This is a genomic window from Brevundimonas sp. MEB006b (genome assembly GCF_030209705.1).
Taxonomy (GTDB): domain Bacteria; phylum Pseudomonadota; class Alphaproteobacteria; order Caulobacterales; family Caulobacteraceae; genus Brevundimonas.
Window position 1 is genome coordinate 382,308 of the sequence record NZ_JARVRL010000005.1, and the last position, 20,460, is coordinate 402,767.

Here is a 20,460-nt window from a genome sequence, read left to right on the forward strand (position 1 = left end):
TTAGGCCGCAAAGACGATTGAGGAAACCCATGACCTATCGCGCGCCCGTTCGAGACCTGGCCTTCACTCTGGAATCCGTCGCCGGCATGGCCGACGTGGCGGCGACCGGCGCCTTTCCCGACTATGACGCCGATGTCGCCGGCGCCGTTCTGGAGGCGGCGGGACAGTTCTCCGAAGAGGTGCTGGCGCCGCTAAACCGGATTGGGGATCAGAAGGGCTCGACCTACGCCAACGGCGCCGTCACCGCCGCGCCTGGCTTCGCCGACGCCTATCGCCAGTTCGCGGCCGGCGGCTGGACCGGGCTGTCGGCCTCGACCGAAGCCGGCGGACAGGCCCTGCCCAAGGCGCTGGAACTGGCGGCCTATGAGACCGTCCATGCCGCCAACATGGCGTTCGGCCTGTGCCCCATGCTGTCGCTGGCCTCGATCGAGGCGCTGGAGCAGGTCGGAACGGAAGAGCAGAAGGCCAAATATCTGACAAAACTGGTCAGCGGCGAATGGACCGGCGCCATGGTGCTGACTGAGCCGGGCGCCGGATCGGACCTGGGTTCGCTGATCACCACGGCGACGCCGAACGGCGACGGGACCTATGCGCTGAACGGGCAGAAGATCTACATCACCTGGGGCGACCACGACGCGACCGACAATATCGTGCATCTGGTGCTGGCCCGCCTGCCGGACGCGCCCAAGGGGCCAAAGGGCATCAGCCTGTTCCTGGCGTCGAAGTTTGCGGTGAAGGAAGACGGTACGCTCGGCGACCGCAACGCCTTCCGCCCGGTCGGCGTCGAGCACAAGCTGGGCATCCACGCCTCGCCGACCTGCGTCATGAGCTATGAAGGGGCGACCGCGGAGTTGGTCGGTCAGCCGAACCAGGGCTTGGCCCATATGTTCGTGATGATGAACGCGGCGCGCCTGGCCGTCGGCGTCGAAGGCGTCGGCATCGCCGAACGCGCCTATCAGCACGCCCTCGCCTATGCCTTGGACCGCCGTCAGGGTCGCTCGGTCTGGACCGGCGAGGCCAACGCCCCGATCTTTGACCATCCCGACGTGCGCCGCATGCTCAGCGTCATGAAGGCCAAGATTTCGGCGGCGCGCGCCGTGTGCCTGTCGACCGGCGTCGCCGCCGATCTGGCCCGCCACGCCGGGACCGAAGAGGAACGCCGCCATTGGAAGGGGCGCGAGGACCTGTTCACTCCGATCGCCAAGGCCTGGTCCACCGATATCGGCTGCGAGGTCGCCTCGATGGGCGTCCAGATCCACGGCGGCATGGGCTTCATCGAGGAGACCGGCGCGGCGCAATACTATCGCGACGCCCGCATCGCCCCGATCTACGAAGGCACCAACGGCATTCAAGCCATGGATCTGGTCGGTCGCAAACTGTCGATGGACGGTGGCGATGCAGCCAAGGCGCTGATCGCGGACATGAAGGCGACGCTGGTCGATCTCGGCAAGCTCTACAGCGGCAAGCCGGTCGAACGGTTCGCCACCGCCATCGAGGCGGTCGAGGACGCGACCCTGTGGCTGCTGGACCAGAAGGCCGATCCGAATGCGGCGGCCGATGTGCTGGCGGCCGCCGACGCCTATCTGAAACTGCTGGGCGATGTGGCCGGCGGCTGGATGCTGGCGAAGGGTGCGCTTGCCGCCAAGGCGAAGCTGGACGCCAACGAAGGCGATCCGGTGTGGCTGCAGGGCAAGCTAGACCTGTACGAAGTCTATGCCGCCAATGTGCTGGGCCACGTCTCCAGCCGCCTGGCGGCCGTGGGTCAGGGCGGCGACCTGCTGCGGCGCATGACGGTGGACGCGCTGGCCGGATGATCGGCTTGGCGTTTCTTCGTTTGACGTAGATGGGGCCGGACCTTCAAGGTCCGCCCTTCAAACAAGCAGGGAGCGTCCGATGAATCGTCGGCAACTGATCATGTCCACGGCGGCGACCGCCCTCGCCGTCTCGGCCTCCCCCGCGCTCGCCCATCAGTCCACCGGATCCCCCATGCCTCAGCCGCCCGTCGCCAAGAAAATCCCTGTCGTCATCGAACAACTGGGCCGCACCCGGACCGACGACTATCAGTGGATGAAGGATGACAATTGGCAGGCGGTCCTGCGTGATCCGACCCTGATCAAGGCCGAGGTCAAGGAACACCTGACCGCCGAGAACGCCTACCGCGAGGCCATGATGGCCTCCACCCTGCCCTTGCAGGAGACGATGTTCGCGGAGATGCGCGGCCGCATCAAGGAAGACGACAGCTCGGTTCCGGCGCCGGATGGCGGCTGGAACTACTATGTCGAATACCAGACCGGCGATCAGCACCCCCGCTACATGCGCGTCGAGCGTCAGGGCACCTGGATGGTGGATGGTCAGCCGGTGACGAAAAACTTCGTCATGGCGCCCACCCCTCAACTGCTGCTGGACGCCAACGAACTGGCCAAGGGCAAGGCCTATTCGGAAGTGTCGGCCGCAAGCCACAGCCCGGATCACACGTTGTTCGCCTTTGCCGAGGACGCCCAGGGTTCCGAGGTTCACAAGATCTACGTCAAGGACCTGGCGACCGGCGAGGTGCTGCCCGAGGTGATCGACAGCGCCACCGGCGACTTCGTCTTCTCGCCGGACAGCCAGTGGATCTTCTGGACCAACCGCGACGACAACGGCCGTCCGGACAAGATCTTCCGTCGCCCGGCGCGCGGCGGCGCGACCACCCTGGTCTATGAGGAAGCCGACGACGGCATGTTCATCGGCGTGGGCCGCACCGCCGACGACCAGTTTATCGTCATCGGCATTCAGAACCAGGAAACGTCGGAGGCGCGCTACATTCCCGCCGCGACTCCGACGGCCGAACCTATTGTGCTGGAGCCGCGCGTGGTGGCGACCCGCTATGACGTCGATCACTGGGGCGACCGCTGGGTGATCCGCACCAATGCGGACGAGGCCATCGATTTCAAGATCGTCCAGGCCCCGACCGCGACGCCGGCCAAGGCGAACTGGACCGATCTGGTGCCGCACACTCCGGGCCGCTTCATCGAAGGCCTGGACCTGACGAATGATCACCTGGCGCGTCAGGAACGCGCAGACGCAAACACCCGCATCATTATCCGCGATCGGACCGGCGCCGAGCATGAGATCGCAGTCGACGAACCGGCCTTCGCCCTGTCGCTGGCCGGCGCCTCCGAATACGAGACGACGACCACCCGCTACACCTACAACTCACCGTCTACGCCGACGCAGACGTTCGACTACGACATGGCGTCGCGCGAGCGGACCCTGCGCAAAACGCAGCAGATCCCGTCCGGTCACAACATCGAAGACTATGTGGTCGAGCGGCTGAACGCGCCGGCATCCGACGGTCAGTTGGTGCCGGTGACGGTGCTGCGCCGCAAATCGACGCCCGTCGATGGTTCGGCGCCCCTGCTGCTCTACGGGTACGGCTCCTACGGCATCCCCATGCCGGCCAGCTTCTCGACCAACCGGCTGTCGCTGGTCGATCGCGGCTGGATCTACGCCATCGCCCATATTCGCGGCGGTTCAGACAAGGGTTGGGGCTGGTTCCTCGACGCGCGGAAGATGACGAAGAAGAACACCTTCACCGACTTCATCGCCTCCGCCGAACACCTGATCGACAAGAAGTACGCCACGGCCGGAAACATTGTCGCTCAGGGCGGATCCGCCGGTGGGCTCTTGATGGGTGCGGTCAACAACATGCGGCCCGACCTGTGGGCCGGGATCATCGGTCAGGTGCCGTTCGTGGACGTGATCAACACCATGAGCGATACCTCCCTGCCGCTGACGCCGCCCGAATGGCCCGAGTGGGGTAACCCGATCGAGGACCCGGCCGCCTACGACTATATGATGAGCTACAGCCCCTACGATCAGGTCGAGCCGAAAGCCTATCCAGCAGTCCTGGCGACAGGCGGCCTGTCCGATCCGCGCGTCACCTACTGGGAGCCGGAGAAGTGGGTGGCCAAGCTGCGACCCGCGACCACCTCGGGCAAGCCCGTGCTGTTGAAGATCAATATGGAGGCGGGTCACGGCGGCGCGGCCGGGCGGTTCGATTATCTGAAGGAAGTCGCCCACGACTACGCCTTCGCCGTCTGGGCCATCGAAAAAGACTGGGAGCACGGGTGAGCGCACTAACGGTTCGCGACGCCCGTCCCGGCGACATCGCCGCTATCACGGCCATCTATGCCGAAAGCGTCGCCAATGGGCGCGGCACCTTCGAGCTGGAGGCGCCTGATGAGCCCGAAATGGCCGCAAGGCTCGCCGCCGTGGAAGCGCTCGGCCTGCCGCGCCTTGTGGTCGAGATCGAAGGCGCGGTCGCCGGATACGCCTATGCCGGGCCGTTTCGTACGCGTCAGGCCTATCGCTACATGGTCGAGGACTCCATCTACGTCGCGCCCTGGGCCAGGGGGCGCGGCGTCGCGGGCGCCCTGCTCGATGCGCTGATCGTCCGCTGCGAAGTGATGGGTCTTCGTCAGATGGTCGCGGTCATCGGTGATGCGGAGAACGTCGGCTCCATCGCCCTGCACCGCACGCGGGGCTTCACCGACGCCGGCGTGTTCAAGGCGGCCGGCTGGAAGCACGACGACTGGCGCGACGTGGTGTTCATGCAGCGCGCGCTGGGCAATGGCGGCGCCACAGCGCCCGACGCGGCGGGCCTGCCGCTTGTCGACAAAAAGCCGCTGCGCTGACGCATTGCGGCGTCATCACCCGACGCCTATCCTGACGCCGTGAAGATCGTTCAATCCCTGTTGCTGCTGATCGGCGCCCTGTCGGTGCTGGCGCTCGGCGCGGTCGGCGCCTCGGCGTCGCCGGCGACCGCCGCGCCTTGCCATGAGACGGGCCATGAGACAGGCCAGTCTTCGCCCGACCAGACCCCGAACCATGCGCCCAAGGCCATGAAGGCGATGGTCTGCTGCGTCGCCTGCGTAGCGGTACCGACGCTGGACCCCGCGCCGGTTTCCGGTCCGACCCTGTCGCCGTCGCGCATCGCCGCGGTTCCGACTGCCTTGCCGGCCGGGCAACGGCTGGCGCCCGAACCCGGACCACCCCGCCCCCTGATCGTCTGACACACCTCGCGCCTCTCGCAAGGCGCACTCCGTCACGATCATCAGAGGAGGCCTTGAATGGCTATCCGTACTCTCGTCGGCGCCTGCGCCGGCGCTTCCCTGCTCGCCCTGGCTCAGGCCGCGGCGGCGCAGGATCACGCGCACCACGCGTCGACCAAGCCCACTGCCGATCCGCACGCAGGTCACGACATGCCCATGTCATCGGCCGAGCCGATGACCGATCACGCCAGCATGGTTCACACGATGACCAGTCCCTACGGCCCCTGGCCCATCAACCGCGACGCCTCAGGCACCGGTTGGCAACCCGATGCGGGCGAGCACGGCGGCATCCACACCGTCCGTGGCGACTGGATGGTGATGACCCACGCCATGCTGAACCTGGTCTATGACAGCCAGTCTGGGCCGCGCGGCGGCGACAAGACCTTCGTCGCCGGCATGTTGATGACCTCGGCGCGCCGTGACTTCGACGACGGTTCGACGCTGAACCTGCGGGCCATGCTCAGTCCCGATCCGCTGATGGGTAAGTCCGGCTATCCGCTGCTGCTGGCGGCGGGCGAGACGGCGGACGGGGTCAATCCGCTGGTCGATCGACAACATCCGCACGATCTGTTCATGGAGCTGTCGGCCAGCTATTCGAAGCGCCTGTCCGACAAGGACAGCGTCTATGGCTATATCGGCCTGCCGGGCGAGCCCGCCTTCGGCCCGCCCGCCTTCATGCACCGCATGAGCGCGATGGACAGTCCCGAGGCGCCGATCACCCACCACTGGCTGGATTCGACCCACATCGTCTTCGGCGTGACCACCTTGGGCTGGGCGCACGACCGCTTCAAGATCGAGACCTCGGCCTTCAAGGGACGCGAGCCGGACGAGGAACGCTGGGGCATCGATTCGCCACGGCTGGATAGTTGGTCGGTGCGGGCTGCTTGGAACCCGACCGACGAATGGTCGCTGCAGGCGTCCTACGCCGATGTCTCCGCGCCGGAACAGTTGGAGCCCGACGAGGACGAGACGAAATGGTCGGCTAGCGCTATCCACACCCGCCGTCTGGGCAATGACGGCTGGTGGTCCTCGACCCTGGCCTGGGGCCGAAAGACCAACGACCACGGTGAATCGAAGGACGCCTGGCTGCTGGAATCGGCGGTCCATCCCAACGACCGCTGGACGATCTTCGCCCGCGCCGAGCGGATCGAGACGGATGAACTGGTTCCCGGCGTCGGCGGCGGCCATGGCCCGCTCTATACAGTGGGCAAGGCGTCGGTCGGTATTGTCCGCGACTGGCGGATCGCCGAACACGTCCGGTTCGGCCTCGGCGGTCTCTATGCCATGAATCGCGTGCCGACGGCGTTGGAGCCTCTGTATGGCGGCGATCCCGACGGGGCGATGCTCTTCGTGCGGCTGAAGATCGACTGATCTAGCTCAAGGCCTGCCCGGCTTCGGCCGGGCGGGCCGGCGGCTGGTCCAGAAGCCGCAGCGCTTCATAGCCGACCAGGACCACGCCGAGCACGAGCATCAGCGCTCCGGCGATCAGCACCAGGCGCACGTGCCGGTGCAGGTGATAAAGCAACTCGCCGATCATCGACGGTCCCGCCGCATTCGGATCGTGCCAATTCGATCCGTTCCGGACAGTCTACTGCAAAACGCGGACCCGATGGAGTCTGTGCGAACCGCGTTCCGTCAGACGAGGCGGCTCTGCACCACGGCCGCGCCGATGAAGCTGGCGAACAGCGGATGCGGCGCGAATGGACGGCTCTTCAGCTCGGGGTGATACTGAACGCCGATGAACCAGGGATGGTCCGGGCGTTCGACGGTTTCGGGCAGGACGCCGTCAGGCGAGAGACCGGCGAAGACCAGGCCGCCCTTCTGCTCGATCGCCTCGCGATAGTTGATGTTGACCTCGTAGCGATGGCGGTGACGCTCGCTGATCGCGGTCGAGCCGTAGATCTCAGCGATCTTAGATCCCGCCGACAAGGTCGAATCATAGGCGCCCAGCCGCATGGTGCCGCCCAGGTCGCCGCCCTGCTGACGCAGGACGCGTTGGTTGCCCTGGGTCCATTCGGTCATCAGGCCGACGACCGGCTCGGCGGTCGGGCCGAACTCGGTGGACGAGGCCTTGGGATAGCCAGCCAGGTTCCGCGCCGCCTCGATCACCGCCATCTGCATGCCGAAGCAGATGCCGAAATAAGGGATGTTGCGTTCGCGGGCGAAGCGGGCCGCCTCGATCTTGCCTTCCGAGCCGCGCTCGCCGAAGCCGCCCGGCACCAGAACGGCGTGCGCGCCCTGAAGACGCTCCTCACAGGCCTCGGGATCGCCTTCGAAGGTGTCGGCCTCGACCCAGTCGATGTTGACCTTGACGTTGTTGGCCACGCCACCGTGATGAAGCGCCTCGATCAGGGACTTATAGGCGTCCTTGAGGACCGTGTATTTGCCGACCACGGCGATGGTGACCTCGCCGTCGGGCTGCAGGCGGCGACGCGCGATCTCCTGCCAGCCGGTCAGATCCGGCTCAGGCGCATCGTTGATGCCGAAATGCGCCAGGACCTCGCGGTCCAGACCCTCGCGGTGATAGTCCAGCGGCACGGCGTAAATATCGGCGGAGTCCATCGCCTGAATGACGCCGCTTTCGCGCACGTTGCAGAACTGGCCGATCTTGCGCTTTTCCTCGGCCGGGATCGGCTGCTCGCAGCGGCACAGCAGGATGTCCGGCTGGATGCCGATGGAGCGCAGTTCCTTGACCGAGTGCTGGGTCGGCTTGGTCTTCATCTCGCCGGCCGTCTTGATAAACGGCAGCAGCGTCAGGTGAACGAAGCAGCTCTGGCCGCGCGGCAGGTCCTGCCCAAGCTGGCGGATCGCCTCGAAGAAGGGCAGGCCCTCGATATCGCCGACCGTGCCGCCGATCTCGACCAGAACGAAGTCGACGTCTTCGCCCGCGTCGGTCAGGGCGGGCGTCAGGCAGAAGGATTTGATCTGGTCGGTCACGTGCGGAATGACCTGGACGGTGGCGCCCAGATAGTCGCCGCGACGCTCCTTCTCCAGAATTGTCGAATAGATGCGGCCGGTCGTGATGTTGTCGGACTTGGCCGCCGATACGCCGGTGAACCGCTCGTAGTGGCCTAGGTCCAGGTCGGTCTCGGCGCCGTCGTCGGTCACGAAGACCTCGCCGTGCTGATACGGGCTCATCGTGCCCGGATCGACGTTCAGATAGGGGTCGAGCTTGCGCAGGCGGACCTTGTAGCCGCGCGCCTGCAAAAGAGCGCCGAGAGCGGCGGAGGCGAGGCCTTTTCCTAGCGAGGAAACCACGCCGCCGGTGATGAACACATAGCGAGCCATGGGGGGACACCTTACTCCATGATTCGCGGCTCGGTCATGCCGCCGTCGAATCGAACTGTTGATCAAAAGAAGAAAGCGCGCCCTGCGGCGCGCTTTCTGAAACTCGGGTCTCTGTCTGAGCCTTACTGAGCGGGCTGTTGGGCCGGCGCCGGAGCGGTGGAGGCCGACGGCAGGCTGGCTTCCAGATCATCCAGCGAAGGCGTCGCCGGCTTGGCCGGCGCAGCGGGCTGTTGCTGGGCGGGCTGTTGCGTCTGGGTCTGCGGCGTCGTGGCCAGCGAACCCACGGCGTCGGCGTCGATGCCGGACACCGAGGCGCGGTCCATATTGCCGACAACCGTCAGAATGATCGTCAGGGCGAACAGCGCGGCCGCCAGCCACCAGGTGGTGACGGTCAGCAAGTTGCCGGCGCCGCGTGCGGTCATGAAGCCCGACGGACCGCCGCCCATGCCCAGGGCGCCACCCTCGGACTTCTGAAGCAGGACGATGCCCGTCAACGCGATGGCGACGATGATGATGGCGACGAGCAGGATGGTCTGGAGCATGGCGTCATTCATGTGGGCGCGGATCTGCGCCGATCAAGCGGCGGCCTCTATCATCGAAGCGCGCCAGGGGCAAACGTCACGCGGCGGCGTTGACGATCGGCATGAAGTCCTCGGCCTTCAAGGACGCGCCGCCGACCAGGGCGCCGCCGACTTCCGGCGTCGCCAGAATGTCGCGCGCATTCTCCGGTTTGACCGAACCGCCATACAGAATAGGCGCGGCGCGAGCGCCGTCTCCCAGCTTTGCGACGATGGCGGCGCGCACGGCGGCATGGACCTCGGCGATCTGATCCAGCGTCGGGGTCAGGCCCGTGCCGATGGCCCAGACGGGTTCATAGGCCACCGCGAAGTCGCGCTCGGCCAGGCTGGACGGCAGCGAGCGCGCGACCTGGCCCGACACGACGGCGATGGCGTCGCCCGCTTCCCGCTGCTGCAAGGTTTCACCCACGCACACGATGGGCTCCAGCCCGGCGGCGATGGCGGCCTCGACCTTGGCGGCGACGTCCGCATCGGTCTCGCCGAAAGCGGAGCGGCGTTCGGAATGCCCAAGAATCACCACGGTCGCGCCGGCGTCGACCAGCATTTCGGCCGACACCGAGCCGGTGAAGGCGCCGGCGGGCTTCTCATGGCAATCCTGACCGCCGACGGCCACGCCGCTGCCCGCCAAGGCGGACTGCATACGCTCGATCAGCGTCGCCGGCGGGCACAACACAACACGACATCCCTGCCCCGTCGCCGCGACGGCGTCCCTGATGGCTTCAGCCTGCGCCAAGGCGGCCGAGACGCCGTTCATCTTCCAATTGCCGACGATCATCTTCACGGATTGTTTCATGGGCGCCTGTCTAGAAGGCGAAAACCGCCAAGCCAAGAGGCGGCGCCGCAATCCGGACACGAAGCCATCCTTGCAGCGGCGGCCCCGGCCCGACTATACGCGACGATTGACGCCAACATCGGCCAGTCCCGGGTTTTCGAATGCTCACCGCCTTCCGCGCCTTCTCTCGATCCAAATGGGCGGCCGCCCTACTTGTCCTGATCGCGATCAGCTTCGTGATCGTCGGCGCGCGGATGGATGTCTTCTCCAACCTGGGACCGAAACACGTCATCGATGCGGGCGATCGTTCAATGAACGAGGCCGAGTTCCGCACCGCCTTCGATCAGGTGCGTGAACGGCTGCAGCAGCAGGTCGGCCGCCCCCTGACGAACCAGGAGTTGGTCGCGGAAAACATCCACGTCCGCTTCCTGACCGAGCAGACCCAGCAGCTGGGCTTCCTGAACTGGGCCTATAAGGCGGGCATCCGCCCGGGCAAGGAACTGATCGTCAAGCAGATCCGCCAGATCCCGGCCTTCTTCAACTCGGTCACCGGACAGTTCGACCAGCAGGCCTATGAGGCGGCTCTCGCGCAGCAAAACCTGACTCCCGCCATGCTGGAGCAGGACCTGCGCGACCAGTACGCCACGGAGCATTTCGGCGCCGCCGTCTTCGCCGGCGCCCGCGTGCCGCGCATCTATGGCGCGCTGCTGGCCGGATCCGCCTTCGAAAGCCGCGACGGTCGTTGGTTCGAAGTGACCCCGGCGATGGCCGGTCAGATCCCCGCCCCGACCGACGCCCAGTTGAACGCCTTTATCCAGGAGAACGCCGACCGCCTGCGCGCGCCCGAGTTCCGCATGGTGTCGGTGGTTCTGTTCACGCCTGAGGCTTCGGCCAATGCGCCGATCTCGGAAGACCGCATCCGCGAGCGCTTCGAGTTCAAGAAGGACACGCTGAGCAAGCCCGAGACGCGCTCCTTCGTCACCCTGACCGCGCCGAACCGCGAGACGGCCCAGAATATCGCCGCCGCCCTGCGGGCGGGCCAATCGCCCGCTGAAGTCGGCCGCGCCAACAACATCACGCCGGCCGCCTTCAACGAGACCCCCCGCTCGGCCATCGGCGACGCCGCAACCGCAGCCGCCGTCTTCGGTCTGCAAGCCAATCAGGTGTCCAACCCGGTCCAGGCCGGTGTCGGCTTCGCCGTCGCCAAGGTCACGGCGGTTCAACCCGCTGCGCCCGCCACGCTGGACAGCGCTCGCGAGGAACTGATTCAGGAGCTGCGCGCCGAGGACGTGAAGACCCAGACCTACGCCAAGGTCGAGAAATACGAAGCCGCCCGCACCGCCGGCAAGAACCTGGCTGACGCCGCGCGTGAGGCCGGCGGTCGCGTCGTCGATCTGCCGCCCTTCACCAAGGACGGCAAACTGCCGAACGGTCAGGCGCTTAACGCTCCGCCGCAAATCTTCGAGACGGCCTGGAGCCTGACCAAGGGCGGCGAAAGCGACGTCATCGACGCCGGTCAGGGCCAGTATTTCGCCGTGCGCGTCAACGACATCCGCCCGTCGGCCCTGCCGACCCTGGCAGAGGTGCGTGAGCCCCTGGCCGCCCAATGGATCCAGCGGGAGACCATGCGTCGCCTGTCGGCCAAGGCTGAAGAACTGACGACCCGCGTGCGCAACGGCGAGGACATCGCCGCGGTCGCCCGTTCGGTCAATGCGCCGCTGACCGTGCGCACCGGCGTCATCCGCAATCAGCAAACCCAGGAAGCCCTCGGTCAGGGCGTGCTCCAGGGTCTGTTTGGCCAGTCCAAGGGCCAGGCCTTCTCGCAGCCCGCGTCGCAGACCGCCTATGTGGTCGGCCGCGTCGATAACGTCCGCGCCGCCAATCCGGCCGTGGCCGGTCCGCTGGCCGAGCAGGTCCGCCCGCGCCTGACCCAGGAGTTGGTGCAGGCCATGGTCGAATCGTCGGTCTCGGCGGGCGCTCAGCGCTCCAAGGCCAAGAACGACCCGGCCCAGGCGCTGTCGGCCTTGGGTCTGTCGGGTGGCGCAACGCCCGCCGCACCGGCGCAATGACCGACGACGCTTCGCGCGACATCACGTTCGACGCCTTCGCCGCCGGCCTTTCGGCCGGTCGGCCGCAGGTCCTGGTTCGGCGGGTCATCGACGACCTGGAAACCCCGGTCTCGGCCTATCTGAAGCTGGGACGCGACCGGCCGTACGCCTGCCTGCTGGAATCGGTCGAGGGCGGCGCGGTCAAGGGACGCTATTCCATCCTGACGCTGGATCCCGATGTGGTCTGGCGTTGTCGATCCAACGCGGCGGAAGTGGCGCGCGGCTCAGCCATAGCGGAGGGTCGCTTTACGGCCGACCCGCTGCCGGCGCTGCAATCCCTGCGCGCGCTGATCGCGGCGTCGAAGTTCGATCTGCCGGCGGGACTGCCGCCGATGGCCGCCGGCCTGTTCGGCGTCTTCGGCTACGACATGGTGCGACTGCTGGAACCGCTGGGCGCGCCGAATCCTGATCCGCTCGATCTGCCCGACGCCGTGCTGACGCGGCCGTCGCTGGTGGCCATCTTCGATTCGGTCCGTCACGAAATCGTTCTGGTGTCGGCCGCCTATCCCGACGCCGGAATCTCCCCGCAAGAGGCGTTCGACGCCGCGACGGCGCGGCTGGACGCGTTCGAGACGGCCTTGCGCGAACCCCTGCCCGTTCGCGCCGCTCCGCAGCAAACGCCGCCTCCCGTCTTCACCTCGCCGGTGGACGAGCCGGCCTTCGGCGAGATGGTCGCCAGGGCCAAGGACTACATCGGCGCCGGCGACATTTTCCAGGTCGTGCTCAGCCACCGCTTTTCGGCCCCGTGGACCGACGATCCGTTCGCCTTCTATCGCTCGCTGCGTCGCCAGAATCCGTCGCCCTATCTGTTCTATCTAAACTTCGAAGGTTTCCAGCTCGCCGGCTCCAGCCCCGAGATCCTGGTTCGGCTGAAGGACGGCGAGGTCACGATCCGGCCGCTGGCCGGAACCCGCATGCGCGGCGCGACGCCAGAGGCGGACAAGGCGCTGGAAGTCGAACTGTTGGCTGATCCGAAAGAGCTGGCCGAGCATCTGATGCTGCTGGACCTGGGCCGCAACGATGTGGGGCGCGTCGCGGCGCCCGGCTCGGTTGAAGTCACCGAGAGCTTCGTCGTCGAGCGCTACAGCCAGGTCATGCACATCGTTTCCAACGTGCGCGGCAAGGCTGATCCCAGGCTGGATGCGGTGGACACGCTGCTGGCCGCCCTGCCCGCCGGGACCCTGTCGGGCGCGCCCAAGGTGCGCGCGATGGAGATCATCGACGAACTGGAAAGCGAAAAGCGCGGCGTCGGTTATGGCGGCGGCGTCGGCTATATTTCGGCTGGCGGCGAGGCGGACATCTGCATCACCCTGCGCACCGCCCTTTTCGCCGACGATCGGATCTTCGTTCAGGCCGGGGCCGGCGTCGTCGCCGACAGCGACCCTGCGGCCGAATATGCAGAGACCCAGCACAAGGCGCGCGCGCCGATGCGGGCGGCGGAGGACGCCTGGCGCTTTGGGACCGGCAATCGCTAGCGCGAAATCGTCATCGCCGGGTCGTTGAACTGCACGCCGGGGCCGATGATGACGACGCCCGCCATCAGAACCGCTGCGGTGGCCGCGAACGCGGCTGCGCCAAGCGCGGCGACGGGGTTGGGCTTGGTTTCGACCACGACCAGCTTCGCCTTGGCGGCGGCGATCTTGGCGGCCATGTCTTTTTCAGCGGCGAGTTTCACCGGTCCAGTCCTAGTCCCGTCGAGTTAAAATGCGCTTTAAGGCCGCGCCCGCTTGGCGCGGACGCGCGTCACGCCTAGAAGCCAAGCCATGATCCTCGTCGTCGATAACTACGACAGCTTCACCTACAATCTCGTCCACTACCTCGCGGAGTTGGGCGCGCCGACGCATGTGGTGCGCAACGACGACCTTACGGTGGACGAGGCGTGGGCGCTGAACCCCGCCGCCGTTCTGCTGTCGCCCGGCCCATGCGCCCCCGATCAGGCCGGCATCTGCCTGCCGTTGATCACGACCGCGCCAGAGTCGATGCCGATCCTGGGCGTGTGCCTGGGTCATCAGGCCATCGGCCAGGCCTTCGGCGGCGACGTCATCCGCGCCAAGACCCTGATGCACGGCAAGACCTCGCCGATCCTGCACGAGGGCCAGAGCGTCTTCGCCGGCCTGGCCTCGCCCTTCACCGCCACACGCTATCACTCGCTGGCGGTCAAGCGCGAAACCCTGCCCGACGACCTGGAGGTCACCGCCTGGACCGCCGACGGCGAGATCATGGGTTTGCAGCATCGCACCCGCCCGATCCACGGCGTGCAGTTCCACCCGGAATCCATCGCCACCGAGCACGGTCACGACATGCTGGCCAACTTCCTTGACATCGCCGGCGTAAAGCGCCTCGCGGCCGCCTGACCATGGGCGACGGGTTCAAGCCGATCCTCGCCCGGCTGGTCGAGGGCCATCCCCTGACGTCCCAGCAGGCGCACGACTTCTTCGCCGCCTGCCTGCGGGGCGAGCCCACGCCTTCCCAGGTCGCAGCCGCCGTCACCGCCATGCGGATGCGCGGCGAGACCGTGGACGAGATCGCCGCCTTCGCGGGCGCCATGCGTGAAGCCGCTCTGACGCTGGATCATCCCTATGAGGTGATCGACACCTGCGGCACCGGGGGCGACGGCCAGCACACCTACAATATCTCGACCGCCGCCGCCTTGGTTCTGGCCGGCGCCGGTCTGAAGGTCGCCAAGCATGGCAATCGGGCGATGTCTTCGAAATCAGGCTCTTCCGACGTCTTGTCGATCCTCGGCGTGAACCTGATGGCGTCGCAGGCGCAACAGAAGAAGGCGTTGGACGAGGCCGGCATCTGCTTCCTGTTCGCGCCTGCCTATCACGGGGCGATGCGTCATGTCGGGCCGGTGCGAGCCGAGATCGGTTTCCGGACTGTTTTCAATCTTCTGGGACCGCTTTCCAATCCAGCGTCTGCAAGGCGACAGGTGATGGGCGTCTATGATCCGCGCCTGCTGGAGCCGCTGGCCGAGGTGCTGGGCCGGCTCGGCGCCACACGCGCCTGGACCGTTCACGGCCAAGGCCTGGACGAACTGGCGACTTCCGGCCCCACGGACGTCGCCGAATGGAAGGACGGCGCGGTTCGTCGCTTCCAGATCACGCCCGAGGATGCCGGCCTGCCGCGCGCCTCTATCACAGACATCCGCGGCGGCGACGCCGAGGAGAATGCCGTCGCCTTGCGCGCGCTTCTGGCCGGCGCGGCCGGACCCTACCGCGACATCGTGCTGCTGAACGCCGCCGCCGCCCTCGTGGTGTCCGATCGCGCGGCCGATCTGGCCGACGGCGCCGCGCTCGCGGCTGGCGCCATCGACGACGGTCGAGCCGCCGAGGCGCTGGATCGTCTGGCCCGCATCACCTCCACGCCGCTGGAAAGCGAAGAGCCTGCATGACCGACGTTCTGGATCGTATCGCCGCCTACAAGCGCGAGGACGTCGCTGCCCGCAAGGCTGCGACCTCACAGGAGGCGATCGAAGCCCTGGCCCGCGCCGCATCGGCCCCGCGCGGCTTTCGCGCCGCCCTGGAGCGGGTCGGAGAGGAAACCGGTCGTCCCGCCCTGATCGCCGAGATCAAGAAGGCCAGCCCGTCCAAGGGCCTGATCCGGCCCGATTTCGATCCGCCGGCCCTGGCCCGCGCCTATGAGGCCGGCGGTGCGGCATGTCTGTCGGTGCTGACCGATGGCCCCAGCTTCCAGGGCGACGACGCCTATCTGGGCCAGGCCCGCGAGGCCGTCGCCCTGCCCTGCCTGCGCAAGGATTTCCTGGTCGATCCTTGGCAGGTCGCCGAAAGCCGCGCCCTGGGCGCCGACTGCATCCTGATCATCCTCGCCATGATCGACGACAGCCTGGCGGCTGAACTGCTGTCGGAAGCCGAACGGTTCGGCATGGACGCGCTGATCGAAACGCACGACGAGGAAGAAATGGCGCGCGCCTGTGCGCTCGGCGGCGATCTCGTGGGGGTCAATAATCGTTCGCTGCGCACGTTCGAGGTCGATCTGGAAATCACGGAACGGCTGTCGATGCTCAGCCCCGTTCGGGCTTTGCTAGTCGCTGAGAGCGGCATCTTTACGCCCGACGACGTGGCGCGCGTTTCGGCTGCCCATGCCCAGGCGATCTTGGTCGGCGAGAGCCTGATGCGCCAGGCCGATGTCGAGGCAGCCACCCGTCAGTTGCTGGCGGTCTGAGCCGAGACGCGGCGGCAAGCCTCGCCGTTAAGTTGACATTAGCAAGGAACACTTACAGAACATCGACAAATGTTCACGGCCCGTTCCGATTCGTCGGCGGGCGCATGAGGGCCTGGCGATGCTCACGCGCAAACAGCACGAACTGCTGATGTTCATCCACGAACGCATCCAGGAGACCGGCGTCTCCCCTTCGTTCGACGAGATGAAGGAGGCGCTCGATCTGGCCTCCAAATCCGGCATTCACCGGCTGATCACGGCGCTGGAGGAACGCGGCTTCATCCGCCGTCTCGCTCACCGCGCCCGCGCATTGGAAGTCACGAAACTGCCCGAACAGGCGACGGCCGGCGCGCCGCGCGGTCGCGCCGGGTTCAAGCCCGACGTCATCGAGGGCGGCGGCGGTGTCCGACCTGCGGCCCCGATGGCGGCCAACGACACCCGCGAGTTGCCGCTGATGGGCAAGATCGCCGCCGGCACGCCGATCGACGCAATCGAGCATGAAACGGCGCGCTATCCGGTCCCGGAATCCATGCTGGGTTCTGGCGAGCACTACCTGCTGGAGATCGAAGGCGACTCCATGATCGAGGCCGGCATCCTGAACGGCGACATGGTGGTGATCAAATCGACCGACAACGCCGTCTCCGGCGAGATTGTGGTGGCTCTGGTCGAGGGCGAGCAGGCGACGCTGAAACGCCTCCGCAAGAAGGGCGCCTCGATCGCGCTGGAACCCGCCAACCGCAACTACGAGACCAAGATCTACGGCTCGGATCAGGTCGCGGTCCAAGGCAAGCTGGTCGGCCTTATGCGCCGCTATCACTGACGTCCGGATCGGACTGACGCGCCCAGTGGCGGTCGCCGCGAACGTCGGCCGTCCACACCGCGCGCCATCGATTCGGCTCGCCCGAACGGACGCGCCACAACTCCACTGCCCCGCCTCGCGCAAAATCCACCCCGTCCAGGACAAGGCGATCCTGACAGGCGCTTGGAATTGAGGTGACGACAGCGCGGACGCTGACGACGGGCGCTGCGCGGCATAACGCCTCCATCTGATCTGAGCTCGGCGACTTCCGCCCCCACCAGATCGCCACGGGACCCGCCTCATCGATGTCCGATCGACAGGAGAAGCGGTCGCAGACCCAGCCCGTCTCCGACCGATCCATCATGGCCAGCCCCCGTCTTCGCGACCAGAGATCCACCGCAAACTCACGCACGCCAGGCCGGACCACGACGGCCGCCTGATCACGGTGAAAGGCGGCGTTCGTCCCGCCATCGCCAATCCAGAGATCCGGCGTGGGTTCACGCGGCCAGATCAGGACAGCGGCTGCGAACGGAAGTCCCAACCAGCGCAGGCGGCCTTGCCACAAACAGACGAACAACACGCCCAGGAAGGCGACCGGCAGGACATAATTTGGTGCGCTGGCGACCGTTCTGACCGCGCCGGGCAATCCCGCCGTCCACGTGCCGATCGCTAGCATCAGATCGACGCCCCATCCCGCGACCGCCAGGAACGGTCCCCCCAGCCCCAAAGGCTCAAGCGCTGCGCCCAAGGCCAGGGCTGGCATCAGGATGAAGTCCGCCACGGGCGACGTGCCGAGATTGGCGAGCAGTCCGTACATGGCGGTGCGGTTGAAATGCTGCATAGCGAACGGTCCCGTCGCCAATCCTGCGACGACGCTGGCCGCCACAGCCGCCGTCAACCAACCGCCCAGCCGTTGGACTGCCAAGATCGGCCAGGGCGCGGATATTTCGCGCGGGCGCTTCGGCCAGGCCTCGACCAAGGCGACCAAGGCCGCCGTCGCCGCGAACGACATCTGGAAACCCGGCGTGACGATGGCTTCAGGCTGTATCGCTAGAACGATGAAGGCCGCCACAGCCAGGCCATGCATCGTGACCACCTGTCGATCCAGCAGGATGGCTAGAAACGCGATGGAGGCGGTGATCGCCGCCCGCTCGGCCGGCGGCGGCGCGCCCGACACCACCAGATAGACCCCGACCGCGGTGAGGCCCGCCAATGCCGCGACCTTCTTGCCGTGAACCCGCAGGGCCAACCAGGGCCAGGCCGCCACGCCCAGCCGCACGGCGAAGAAGACGAAACCGCCGACGATGGCCATATGCAGCCCTGACACCGACAGGATGTGCGCCAGGCCGGAATCGCGCATCACATCCATGTCCTCCTGACTGATCCAGGTTTCGTGACTGGTGGTCATGGCGGCGGCGATCCCGCCGGTCCGTTCGCCGAGCCTTGCCACGATCCGCTCGGCCAGTGCGAAACGGGCGCCGTTGACCGCCATTTCAAGTCGAAGTCGCCACGGCGGCGGGGCAAGCTCGGCCCCACGCGTTTCACCCAAGGCGAACGCCACGCCGCCCATACCTTGGAAGAAGGCGTTGCGGCCGAAGTCGTAGGCGCCAGGGCTGGCCGGCGCTGGGGGCGGATTCAAAATGGCGAACAGGCGGATCGCTTCGCCGGGCCGCGGCGGCTCGCCCCGCACCGTCGCCCGCAAGCGCACCGGCGTCTGTTCGGGCGTGAGTCCGCGGATCCAGACCGGCGCGATCACGACCCGCGCGCCTCGCTGCCCCGGGCTGTCGACATCGACAACCCAGGCTTCGATCACGGTCGGTTCGCTGAGGGCGGGCGCGATCGGCGCGGCGACGGCTTGGGTGCGCACCTTGGCCGCCGCCAGCCCACCTGAAACGCAGGCCACCATCAACAGCAGCCAGGTCAGACGCCGCGACCAGCCGCGCCTACGCGCCACGACCCACAGCCCAAAGGTCAAGGCGGCCCCCAGCAGCAAGGGCCACAAGACCGGCTCGGCTCGCAGGGCGAAATAGACCCCCCCACCCGCGCCGAATGCGACCGGCGCCCATAGCCGCCATCTCAGGGTCTGAGCGGCGACTTCGGCGTGCAGCCAGGCGCGCAAACGCGCAGCAGGGGTGGGTTTTGCCGCATCGGGGCGTATAAGGGCGTCGCCTACGGACCCCTCCCCCATGACCTCACCTTCCTCGACTGTCGTCACCCGCTTCGCCCCCTCGCCGACAGGCTATCTGCATATCGGCGGGGCGAGAACCGCTTTATTCAACTGGCTGTACGCCAAAAGACACGCTGGACGCTTCTTGATCCGTATCGAGGACACCGACCGTGAACGCTCGACGGATGAGGCGGTGAAGGCCATTTTCGACGGCCTGAGCTGGCTGGAGCTGTTCGCCGACGATGAGCCGGTGTTCCAGTTCAGCCGGGCCGACCGCCACCGCGAGGTGGTCGATCAACTGCTCGAAACCGGCCACGCCTACCGCGACTTCACCTCGGCCGAGGAGACCGGTCGTCTGCGTGACGAGGCCAAGGCCGAAAAGCGCACTTTCGAATCGCCCTGGCGCGACCGCGAGCCGACCGTCGACGATCTGGCCTCGCCGCACGTCGTGCGCTTCCGTCGGCCAAAGGCGACGACGGTCACGGTGGCCGATGAGGTCCAGGGCGACGTGAACTGGTCCACCGACGACCTGGACGATCTGGTGCTGCTGCGTTCGGACGGCGCGCCAACCTATAATCTCGCCGTCGTCGTGGACGACCACGACATGGGCGTGACCCACGTCATTCGCGGCGACGACCATCTGAACAACGCCGCGCGCCAGAGCCTGATCTACGACGCGCTGGGCTGGACGCGACCGACCTTCGCCCACATCCCCCTGATCCACGGACCGGACGGCGCCAAGCTGTCGAAGCGTCACGGCGCCCAGGCGGTGCATGAATACGCCGAGATGGGCTACTTGCCCGAGGCCATGCGCAACTATCTGGCTCGCCTGGGCTGGTCCCACGGCGACGACGAACTGTTCAGCGACGCCCAGGCCATCGAATGGTTCGACCTCGCCGGCATCGGCAAGGCGCCGGCCCGCCTGGACTTCGACAAGCTGGCCCATGTCAATTCGCACTGGCTGCGCCTCGCCGACGACGAGCGGCTCGCCAAGCTGACGCTGGATGCGCACCTGCAGAAGGGCCACGCCCTCGCAGAGGCGGACGAAGCCCGGCTTCAGCGCGCCATGCCTTTCGTCAAGGATCGCGCCAAGACGATCCTCGATCTGGCCGACCAAACCGCTTTCGTACTGAAATCTCGCCCCCTGACGCTGGACGACAAGGCGAAGGCGCTACTGTCGGGTGAAACCTTGGAGCGCCTCACCCGTCTGCGCGAACGGCTGTCCCTGTTCCAATCCTGGGATGTTTTTGCGCTGGAAGCCGAGCTCAAGGCCTTTGCGGAATCCGAGGGCGTTGGGTTCGGAAAAATCGGCCCGCCGATGCGCGCAGCGCTTACCGCAGGGTCAACATCACCTGATATTGCACGAACTTTGTCGGCTCTTGGGCGCGACGAAAGTCTCGGGCGCTTGGATGATGCGCTGCAACAGACTAAGTGATCACCCACAAACCAAAAAGCGGCCGACGCCTCCCCGCG

General features: G+C 66.8%; 18 protein-coding genes. 12 read left to right on the plus strand and 6 right to left on the minus strand.

Going from position 1 to position 20,460, the window contains the following annotated elements; genetic code table 11:
* The first annotated feature begins 29 nt into the window (after positions 1-29).
* The 5 genes from QRN13_RS08270 to QRN13_RS08290 all read left to right on the plus strand — a co-directional run bounded on the left by QRN13_RS08270 (position 30) and on the right by QRN13_RS08290 (position 6,464).
* Positions 30-1,814 (plus strand): acyl-CoA dehydrogenase, encoded by a 1,785-nt coding sequence (locus QRN13_RS08270; protein ID WP_284877544.1) that lies wholly within the window; start codon positions 30-32, stop codon positions 1,812-1,814.
* 79 nt (positions 1,815-1,893) lie between these two features.
* Entirely contained in the window at positions 1,894-4,113 is a 2,220-nt protein-coding gene (locus QRN13_RS08275; RefSeq protein ID WP_284877545.1) for a S9 family peptidase, read from the plus strand.
* The gene (locus tag QRN13_RS08280) at positions 4,110-4,676 is read left to right on the plus strand and encodes a GNAT family N-acetyltransferase (protein ID WP_284877546.1); all 567 of its coding nucleotides are present in this window, start codon (positions 4,110-4,112) and stop codon (positions 4,674-4,676) included. The genes QRN13_RS08275 and QRN13_RS08280 overlap by 4 nt, the downstream gene beginning before the upstream one ends.
* A 39-nt stretch (positions 4,677-4,715) precedes the next feature.
* The gene (locus tag QRN13_RS08285) at positions 4,716-5,054 is read left to right on the plus strand and encodes a hypothetical protein (RefSeq protein WP_284877547.1); all 339 of its coding nucleotides are present in this window, start codon (positions 4,716-4,718) and stop codon (positions 5,052-5,054) included.
* Positions 5,055-5,111: 57 nt separating this feature from the next.
* Entirely contained in the window at positions 5,112-6,464 is a 1,353-nt protein-coding gene (locus QRN13_RS08290; protein ID WP_284877548.1) for a hypothetical protein, read from the plus strand.
* 1 nt (position 6,465) lies between these two features.
* Here the strand turns inward: QRN13_RS08290 and QRN13_RS08295 are convergent, their stop codons facing one another.
* The 4 genes from QRN13_RS08295 to tpiA all read right to left on the minus strand — a co-directional run bounded on the left by QRN13_RS08295 (position 6,466) and on the right by tpiA (position 9,752).
* The gene (locus QRN13_RS08295; protein ID WP_165116665.1) at positions 6,466-6,630 is read right to left on the minus strand and encodes a hypothetical protein; all 165 of its coding nucleotides are present in this window, start codon (positions 6,628-6,630) and stop codon (positions 6,466-6,468) included.
* 98 nt (positions 6,631-6,728) lie between these two features.
* A complete protein-coding gene (gene pyrG / locus QRN13_RS08300; RefSeq protein WP_284877549.1) occupies positions 6,729-8,381 on the minus strand; it encodes a CTP synthase in 1,653 nt (550 codons plus the stop codon).
* 122 nt (positions 8,382-8,503) lie between these two features.
* On the minus strand, positions 8,504-8,935 hold the full coding sequence (gene secG, locus QRN13_RS08305; protein WP_017503940.1) for a preprotein translocase subunit SecG: 432 nt from the start codon (positions 8,933-8,935) through the stop codon (positions 8,504-8,506).
* A 64-nt stretch (positions 8,936-8,999) separates the two neighbouring features.
* Positions 9,000-9,752 (minus strand): triose-phosphate isomerase, encoded by a 753-nt coding sequence (tpiA, locus tag QRN13_RS08310; RefSeq protein ID WP_284877550.1) that lies wholly within the window; start codon positions 9,750-9,752, stop codon positions 9,000-9,002.
* A 140-nt stretch (positions 9,753-9,892) separates the two neighbouring features.
* Between tpiA and QRN13_RS08315 the strand changes: the two genes are divergently transcribed.
* Positions 9,893-11,800 carry a peptidylprolyl isomerase gene (locus QRN13_RS08315; protein ID WP_284877551.1) on the plus strand — a complete coding sequence of 636 codons (1,908 nt, stop codon included), beginning with the start codon at positions 9,893-9,895 and terminating at the stop codon, positions 11,798-11,800.
* The gene (gene trpE / locus QRN13_RS08320) at positions 11,797-13,314 is read left to right on the plus strand and encodes an anthranilate synthase component I (RefSeq protein ID WP_284877552.1); all 1,518 of its coding nucleotides are present in this window, start codon (positions 11,797-11,799) and stop codon (positions 13,312-13,314) included. Before QRN13_RS08315 ends, trpE begins: the two co-directional genes overlap by 4 nt.
* Here trpE and QRN13_RS08325 read toward each other — a convergent pair.
* The gene (locus QRN13_RS08325) at positions 13,311-13,514 is read right to left on the minus strand and encodes a peptidoglycan-binding protein (RefSeq protein WP_284877553.1); all 204 of its coding nucleotides are present in this window, start codon (positions 13,512-13,514) and stop codon (positions 13,311-13,313) included. The genes trpE and QRN13_RS08325 overlap by 4 nt on opposite strands.
* Before the next feature lie 88 nt (positions 13,515-13,602).
* Here QRN13_RS08325 and QRN13_RS08330 point away from each other — a divergent pair, with 88 nt between their 5' ends.
* The 4 genes from QRN13_RS08330 (at position 13,603) to lexA (ending at position 16,841) form a co-directional block, all read left to right on the plus strand.
* The gene (locus QRN13_RS08330) at positions 13,603-14,193 is read left to right on the plus strand and encodes an anthranilate synthase component II (protein ID WP_284877554.1); all 591 of its coding nucleotides are present in this window, start codon (positions 13,603-13,605) and stop codon (positions 14,191-14,193) included.
* A gap of 2 nt (positions 14,194-14,195) precedes the next feature.
* Positions 14,196-15,233: an anthranilate phosphoribosyltransferase gene (gene trpD / locus QRN13_RS08335; RefSeq protein ID WP_284877555.1), complete on the plus strand. Its 1,038-nt coding sequence runs from the start codon at positions 14,196-14,198 to the stop codon at positions 15,231-15,233.
* Entirely contained in the window at positions 15,230-16,024 is a 795-nt protein-coding gene (trpC, locus tag QRN13_RS08340; RefSeq protein WP_284877556.1) for an indole-3-glycerol phosphate synthase TrpC, read from the plus strand. The genes trpD and trpC overlap by 4 nt, the downstream gene beginning before the upstream one ends.
* Before the next feature lie 118 nt (positions 16,025-16,142).
* Positions 16,143-16,841, plus strand: coding sequence for a transcriptional repressor LexA (gene lexA / locus QRN13_RS08345; RefSeq protein ID WP_284877557.1), 699 nt, complete (start codon positions 16,143-16,145; stop codon positions 16,839-16,841).
* Here the strand turns inward: lexA and QRN13_RS08350 are convergent.
* On the minus strand, positions 16,822-19,008 hold the full coding sequence (locus QRN13_RS08350) for a ComEC/Rec2 family competence protein (RefSeq protein WP_284877558.1): 2,187 nt from the start codon (positions 19,006-19,008) through the stop codon (positions 16,822-16,824). The genes lexA and QRN13_RS08350 overlap by 20 nt on opposite strands.
* On the opposite strand from QRN13_RS08350, the gene gltX reads away from it, so the two are divergent.
* Positions 19,007-20,422: a glutamate--tRNA ligase gene (gltX, locus tag QRN13_RS08355; protein WP_284877559.1), complete on the plus strand. Its 1,416-nt coding sequence runs from the start codon at positions 19,007-19,009 to the stop codon at positions 20,420-20,422. The genes QRN13_RS08350 and gltX overlap by 2 nt on opposite strands.
* Positions 20,423-20,460: the final 38 nt, after the last annotated feature.